The organism is Marinobacter salinexigens, from assembly GCF_008370345.1.
GTDB classification, from domain to species: Bacteria; Pseudomonadota; Gammaproteobacteria; order Pseudomonadales; family Oleiphilaceae; genus Marinobacter; species Marinobacter salinexigens.
The window spans coordinates 1-6,394 of record NZ_VTUU01000019.1 but is presented as its reverse complement, the minus strand read 5'-3'; the positions used below and the strand labels follow the sequence as shown (position 1 = coordinate 6,394).

Sequence of the window (6,394 nt, the reverse complement as noted above, 5' to 3'; positions counted from 1 at the left end):
ACCTGGCTGAAGCGCGAAAGATGGTCGATCAGTCCGTGCAAATCTATAACACGAGGCGACCTCATCTAGCGCTGAAATACAAAACGCCCGATGCGGTGCACCGGGCGTTTCAATAGAAATAGGTGTAAACCTATTTCAGGACTAGACATGCCCCATAATCAGATTTCCTGGGGGCGACTCAAGGCAATATTGGAGCGGCAGAGTGCCACTCTTCAGGTGAAAGACACCAATACCAAAAGTCCGAAAAACACGCTGATAACAGTTGTGACACCGGAAAGATCCGCGTTACCGGCGTCGCCTGTTAACCACCGACGCGCAGCTTTCAGGAAGCGCTTCGGAGTGTAGATATTTTTGCGGTAGTGGCTCTGGTAATAGTGCAACAGAAACAATGGCATGGATTCCTTATCGAAACGGTGCCACAGTTTCAGAACTCCGAGGATATCCTTGCGACAGGCCCAACTCTGAACGAACGATGGCAGCCAGCGCAAAGGCACCGCCGAACCGAAATCGATAATGGCCGGGGCACCCTGGCCAGAAACCAGGATATTCCCGGAATTGCCAAGATCCATGTGCACAACGCCATGTTGATGCAACGTTTTTACGTCGCTGAATAGCTTCGAAAAGAAGTTTTCAGGGACGCCACTACATGCCGCGACATCTTTTACCGAACTACCTTCAATCAAACGGTAGTGGATTGTCGGAGAGGCGTCTGATCGGCGACTAATCTGGTCTGGAGTAAATTCGAGATGCTCAACACTCTTCAGCATCCTGAATTCGTGGCCTGCCAAAAACCTGAAGTAGTTTCCCAAAAGACCATGGGAAAACCTGAAAGCCTTATAGACGTGTTTGTTGCCGCTCGAGTCAGCATCAACGGCGATAATCGGCTTATACCATTTCTGATTAGCCGTATCGTTGACTTTGGTCGGTTCGAGTCCGAGCCCCAGTGAAGGACAGTTCGCTTGACCGTTCATTTCTCGCTCCCAACGCGTTATCAACGCTTATTATTGGGAGCTTCGGTGATCCTGAATAATTCTATTGCTGTATCTCTGTCATCACGCAGAATGATAACGAAGCCTGAGTAGAACCGGCCCCGTGGGCCGCAATCGATGACTGTATATTTCCTGCTCAACGCCCTCCCTCGGCAACAAGGTGCCTCTGAAACAGATGGACAACTATTCCAACCGTCCTGCCGCCTCTAGTCTGCCTGAAGAAAAGAGAATGGCAGGCACATTCACTACGAAGGAGACAGTCCATGTCCGTCAGTTCACAAACCACATCGTCCGCTACCTGCAGCGCCATGCCACCCAGTCGGCTGATCACAATCAAACCGCGTGAACGATCCTCGTAACCTACAGGAAAGTGAAAATGCTCAAACGAAAAGTTGATGTTGCCATCATTGGCACGGGCACGGCTGGTATGGGTGCCTATCGCGAAGCTCGCGAATATACCAACAGCATCGCGCTGATTGAGGGGAGCCATTACGGCACCACATGCGCGCGTGTCGGCTGCATGCCCAGTAAGCTTCTGATTGCCGCTGCAGAAGCCGCCCACGGCGCAAAGCATGCTGGGGTTTTCGGGCTCAATGTCCCGACCGTTGAGACTGACGGTGCGGCGGTCATGGATCGCGTGAAAAAAGAGCGCGACCGTTTCGTGGGATTTGTTGTTGAAGACGTCGATGAGTTTGATGATAGTCACAAGGTCCGTGGTTACGCCCGGTTCCTCGACGCCCATCGTTTGCAGATTGATAACGGGCTCGAAATTACCGCCGACCGGATTGTTATTGCAACAGGTTCCAGACCGTTTATTCCTGAAGTACTCGAAGGTGCGGGCAAACGCCTGCTCATCAACGAGGATGTATTCGAACTGGAGCAACTCCCGCAATCCGTACTCGTGGTCGGCGCAGGCGTTATTGGACTGGAGTTGGGACAAGCTCTGAGCCGGCTAAACGTTGACGTTACGATGCTGTCGCGCAACGAATCGATTGGCGGAATTGCCGACGACGAAATTCGTAAAATTGCTGCAGATACTTTCCGGTCTGAATTTGACCTGGTCCTTCATGCTAATGTCCTCGCAGCAAAGGAAACCCTGAACAGTGTGCAGGTGACCTACCGCACGTCCGGAGGCGTGGTTCACACAGTCGTGGTCGACTATGTTCTGGCAGCAACCGGTCGTATTCCGAATACTGACAAGCTTGGCCTCGAGAATACCGGCATTGACCTGGACGCCCGCGGCGTTCCTGGCTTCGATCAGTACACCTTGCAGACCAGTGCACCGCACATCTTCATCGCAGGTGACGCTACCAACGACCTGCCTCTATTACATGAAGCCTCTGATGAGGGACGTATCGCAGGCAGCAACGCGGGTAACTTTCCTGCTGTGGAAGCCGGTTGTCGACGTGCCGCGCTGGGCGTTGTCTTTTCAGATCCGCAAATTGCCAGTGTTGGCAAACGAGTGCACGAACTGCTGCCCCACACCTTCATCACCGGAAAGGTGAGTTTCCATAATCAGGGACGAAGCCGCGTAATGGCCAAAAACCAGGGAATGCTGAAAATCTACGCAGACAAACACAGCGGCATTCTACTGGGGGCCGAAATGTTTGGGCCAGCAGCCGAGCACATTGGTCACCTACTGGCCTGGGCCCTGCAGCAGTCTCTCACGGTGAACGAGATACTCGGAATGCCTTTTTATCACCCGGTTATTGAAGAAGGTGTTCGCACCGCCTTCCGGGATGCTGCAGAAAAGCTCAGACAGGCCGACCGTAAGGAGGCGCCTCATGCAGCTGCTTGAACTGTTGAAGCGTTATTACACACAGGCGACAAGAGTTGCCCTGGTGGTGGGTACGATTCTGTTACTGATAAATCAGCACGATGCGCTTTTTGGATATCAGGACATTCAACAGTTTTTTCAGTGCGGCGAAATCATCCTTGAGGCAATTGCCTTAGCCTTCAGCGCAGCATCCAGATCGCCTTCAACGTGCGCTTTAACGATGGCACCTTCTTTTAGTAAAAACAGCGCATTGGCGAGTTCATCTGCTTCTGTTTCTGAAGTACAGATTTCTAGCGCGTGCCGCTTCAGGAGCTCAAAAACTTTTGTTTTATGAGCCGCGCAGCGCCTGTGGACTGGGTGGTCCGGGTCGCTGTACTCACCGCAGGTGTTAATGAAAAAACAACCGTAGAAGCGCTGGAGTGACGGAACTCGGTCATTGAACCAGTCGTGAACCGCATCAAACATCTCCATAAGAGCCTCTCTTCCCGCCGGCTGACTGTTCATTCGCGACTCAAGCCATTGGAAAAAAAGTTTGTCCCGGTGCTCAACGGCAGCCTCTACAAGGCTGTCTTTGCTCTCAAAATGGTTATAGAGCGTTTGCTTTGCAACACCCGCTTCCTGAAGCACCTGGTTAATTCCGATGGCGTGTATTCCATGTTCATAGAACAGTCTTAGTGCTGTATCGATCAGATCCTGTCTGCGTCCCATCGGTAAACCTCCAACTTTTTCATTGAATATATCTTGACCAAAATAGACAGATCTGTCTACCATTAAAAATAGACCGACTTGTCTAATCCAGGAAGTGCCAGATTGGGAAGCGAAACAGGGTATTTTCTGGCTGGTGTTGTTGTCGGTTTCATTTGCGAACCACTTATGAAAACGGCATGGAGACGAGCAGGATGGACATTCAAATTAAAGTTACCCGGAAGGAAACGGCTTTAGAACATGAGGCAGGTTTGATTGATGGCTTGCAAGCGGGCCACCCGAGGGCCTTTGATGAAGCTTACCGGAGATACCATCCGGTTATGGTGCGAGTGGCAGCCAAGTACACCTCTGCGGCCGTTGCTGAAGATATCGCGCAGGAGACCTGGATGGCTGCGATTGGAGCCATCGCGTCTTTCGAGGGTCGTTCGTCGCTGAAAACCTGGCTGTGCCGGATCGTCACCAACAAAGCCTTTAATACGATCCGGGAAAACCGTAGGGAATTTCCTGCCTCCCCAAGCCTCGCTCTGTTATCCGATAACTCTACAGACAACCAATTTGGTGGCACCGCCGGGCATCTTAGCGAACCGGAGTTGGCTACCCAGACTGCAAAGGTTCAAGAACGCATTCAAGTTGAAATGAAGAATATGAACCGGGATCACGCCAACGCGATTCTGCTAAAGGGCATGAGCTCGCTCACAGGTTCGCAGGTTTCGGATGTGCTTCAGATTTCCCACGGAAACCTGCGAGTCATCCTGCACCGTGCACGAAACGAACTGGCCGCCCTGCTCTGATTCAGGTGGCCGTACCAATCTGTTTGCCAAGAAATGGAGAACCAACATGACTTCCCAACGTCCACCACTACCACCCTTCACCCGGGAAAGCGCCATTGAAAAAGTTCGCCTTGCCGAAGATGGCTGGAACAGCCGTGACCCTGCCAAGGTCGCCCTCGCATATACAGAGGACACCCGCTGGCGCAACCGGGCGGAGTTCGCCAATGGCCGTAAACAGGTCGAAGAATTCCTCACCCGAAAATGGAATCGTGAACTGGATTACCGTCTGATCAAAGAACTCTGGGCTTATACCGACAACCGTATTGCAGTGCGTTATGCCTACGAATGGCATGACGATAGCGGAAACTGGTTCCGTTCCTACGGCAATGAAAACTGGGAATTCGACGCGGATGGTCTCATGCAGCGTCGATTCGCATGCATCAACGACAGCCCCATCAAAGAGTCAGATCGGCTTTTCCGTTGGCCACTGGGTCGCCGACCGGATGACCATCCTGGCCTAAGTGATCTGGGTCTCTGATATCTATTTGATCCAGGAGGTAACACATGTCAGCTCTTACCCAAGGCACGCACCACATTGGCCTTACAGTATCCATGCTGGAGGAAAGCACCGCCTTCTTTACCCAGATTCTGGGTTGGAAAGAAGTGTTCCGTAAACCTTCATACCCTGCCGTTTTCGTTAGCGACGGCTCGATAATGCTGACCTTATGGCAGGTGAAGTCCAATCACCGCATGGAGTTCGACCGCAGATCTAATGTCGGTCTTCATCATCTGGCTCTGGGGGTTGCGAACGAGGAAACTCTCCAGCAGATTCACCAAAAAATTGCCGATTCTGGACTTCGAATCGAATTTCCGCCGGAAGACGTCGGAGACGGGCCTTCCAAGCATATGATGTGCTACGAGCCCAGCGGTATTCGTGTCGAATTTCTATGCAAAGGTAACTAATAACAGAAGGTTCGAGCGGCCCGGTGATGGTTTAAAGCCCACCGGCGCCGCCTAATTCTTCGGAGTGTTCCCCTTCGTTTTCTCCCCGATTTAGCAGTTCATACATCCTGCCGGTTTTTCAGCATTATCCGCACCTTTTCGCATCCGAAGTGGCGCTACCCTAGCGAATTCTACTAACCAATCCACGTTTGGAAACGGGTAAAAGTTATGGTCAAAACATCTTTTGGATTGTCTGCTTTAATCAGCGCAGCCTTTCTCTATTCTGCAACAGCCCACGCTACGGGCGGCCACCCCGACATCATCAAACAAGTGACGGACCGCGGTCTGAAAGTTGTATCTTCGTTTAAAGCCATTGACGGAATGACAGGCTACGTATTCAATTCACAGGGCTCTCCCGTCACAATCTATGTGACCCGCGATGGTGAACACGCTTTCGTTGGCACATTGATTGACAAGAATGGCACCAACCTCTCGGCGCCAAAGGTCCAGGAGTTGTTCATCGATGCCAAGAACCAACAGGCGTGGAACAGGCTCGAAGACAGTCACTGGATACAGGACGGCGACCCCAATGCCGAAACCGTTGTTTACGCCTTCGTAGACCCAAACTGTCCTTATTGTCACAGGTTTAGAATGGCCGCATTGCCGTGGCTCAATGCCGGAAAAGTACAGATCCGGCATATCCTGGTGGGCGTGCTGGCTCACGATAGCGTCGCGAAAGCTTCAACCATTCTAGGTTCGAAAAATCCCCATGGACCCTTGATCAAGAACTTTGAGACCTTCCGCAGTGGCGGTATTGTGCCTGTACACGATGTGTCAGAGCGCGGCAAAGCAGCAGTGGAAGCCAATAACCGCCTGATGTCGGAACTTGGTATCAGCGCCACTCCGGGGATCTACTATAAAGACGGCAGAGGGTACGTGAACATGCGTCTTGGACTGCCGCCCGAAAGTGAATTCAAGAAAATCATGAATCCGTAGGCATCATTTGGGGCGGCCTGCCGGTCGCAAGCTGTCCCGCGTTAACACCGCCAGTGCGCCAGGGCTACTGTAGTAGCCCCCATTTAAACCGGACACCTTGGTAGAAGCAAAGGCCTAGGCATAGACCTAGTGCAAAGGAGTGTCCAAGGTGGAGAGAATCGAAGTCATAACTGGCGTGCAGCGCCGTCGCCGGTATTCCGCACAGGAGAAGGCAT

The 6,394-nt window shown here is 52.1% G+C and carries 8 protein-coding genes; 6 read left to right on the top strand and 2 right to left on the bottom strand.

Translation table 11 applies throughout. The features are described 5' to 3' along the window. Positions 1 to 116, top strand: a 116-nt coding sequence (locus FWJ25_RS19030; protein ID WP_149600047.1) for an integrase core domain-containing protein, incomplete at its 5' end; no start/stop codon positions are given. 96 nt (positions 117 to 212) lie between these two features. Here FWJ25_RS19030 and FWJ25_RS19025 read toward each other — a convergent pair. After that, positions 213 to 971 carry an RIO2 family protein gene (locus tag FWJ25_RS19025; protein WP_149601841.1) on the bottom strand — a complete coding sequence of 253 codons (759 nt, stop codon included), beginning with the start codon at positions 969 to 971 and terminating at the stop codon, positions 213 to 215. A 394-nt stretch (positions 972 to 1,365) separates the two neighbouring features. Between FWJ25_RS19025 and FWJ25_RS19020 the strand changes: the two genes are divergently transcribed. Then, complete coding sequence (locus tag FWJ25_RS19020; protein ID WP_149601840.1) at positions 1,366 to 2,787, top strand: dihydrolipoyl dehydrogenase; 1,422 nt, start codon at positions 1,366 to 1,368, stop codon at positions 2,785 to 2,787. A gap of 117 nt (positions 2,788 to 2,904) precedes the next feature. On the opposite strand, the gene FWJ25_RS19010 is transcribed toward FWJ25_RS19020, so the two are convergent. Next, entirely contained in the window at positions 2,905 to 3,474 is a 570-nt protein-coding gene (locus FWJ25_RS19010) for a TetR/AcrR family transcriptional regulator (protein ID WP_149601839.1), read from the bottom strand. A 191-nt stretch (positions 3,475 to 3,665) separates the two neighbouring features. On the opposite strand from FWJ25_RS19010, the gene FWJ25_RS19005 reads away from it, so the two are divergent. The 4 genes from FWJ25_RS19005 (at position 3,666) to dsbG (ending at position 6,179) form a co-directional block, all read left to right on the top strand. Further along, complete coding sequence (locus tag FWJ25_RS19005) at positions 3,666 to 4,262, top strand: RNA polymerase sigma factor (RefSeq protein WP_149601838.1); 597 nt, start codon at positions 3,666 to 3,668, stop codon at positions 4,260 to 4,262. A gap of 46 nt (positions 4,263 to 4,308) precedes the next feature. Further along, positions 4,309 to 4,779, top strand: a complete 471-nt coding sequence (locus tag FWJ25_RS19000) for a nuclear transport factor 2 family protein (RefSeq protein WP_149601837.1) — start codon at positions 4,309 to 4,311, stop codon at positions 4,777 to 4,779. 26 nt (positions 4,780 to 4,805) lie between these two features. After that, positions 4,806 to 5,204, top strand: coding sequence for a VOC family protein (locus tag FWJ25_RS18995; RefSeq protein WP_149601836.1), 399 nt, complete (start codon positions 4,806 to 4,808; stop codon positions 5,202 to 5,204). A 207-nt stretch (positions 5,205 to 5,411) separates the two neighbouring features. Next, positions 5,412 to 6,179 (top strand): thiol:disulfide interchange protein DsbG, encoded by a 768-nt coding sequence (gene dsbG / locus FWJ25_RS18990; RefSeq protein WP_149601835.1) that lies wholly within the window; start codon positions 5,412 to 5,414, stop codon positions 6,177 to 6,179. Positions 6,180 to 6,394: the final 215 nt, after the last annotated feature.

Coding starts and splice junctions, on each gene's coding strand:
- FWJ25_RS19025 (WP_149601841.1), bottom strand. CDS start 971: ATGAACGGTCAAGCGAACTGTCCTTCACTGGGGCTCGGACTCGAACCG.
- FWJ25_RS19020 (WP_149601840.1), top strand. CDS start 1,366: ATGCTCAAACGAAAAGTTGATGTTGCCATCATTGGCACGGGCACGGCT.
- FWJ25_RS19010 (WP_149601839.1), bottom strand. CDS start 3,474: ATGGGACGCAGACAGGATCTGATCGATACAGCACTAAGACTGTTCTAT.
- FWJ25_RS19005 (WP_149601838.1), top strand. CDS start 3,666: ATGGACATTCAAATTAAAGTTACCCGGAAGGAAACGGCTTTAGAACAT.
- FWJ25_RS19000 (WP_149601837.1), top strand. CDS start 4,309: ATGACTTCCCAACGTCCACCACTACCACCCTTCACCCGGGAAAGCGCC.
- FWJ25_RS18995 (WP_149601836.1), top strand. CDS start 4,806: ATGTCAGCTCTTACCCAAGGCACGCACCACATTGGCCTTACAGTATCC.
- dsbG (WP_149601835.1), top strand. CDS start 5,412: ATGGTCAAAACATCTTTTGGATTGTCTGCTTTAATCAGCGCAGCCTTT.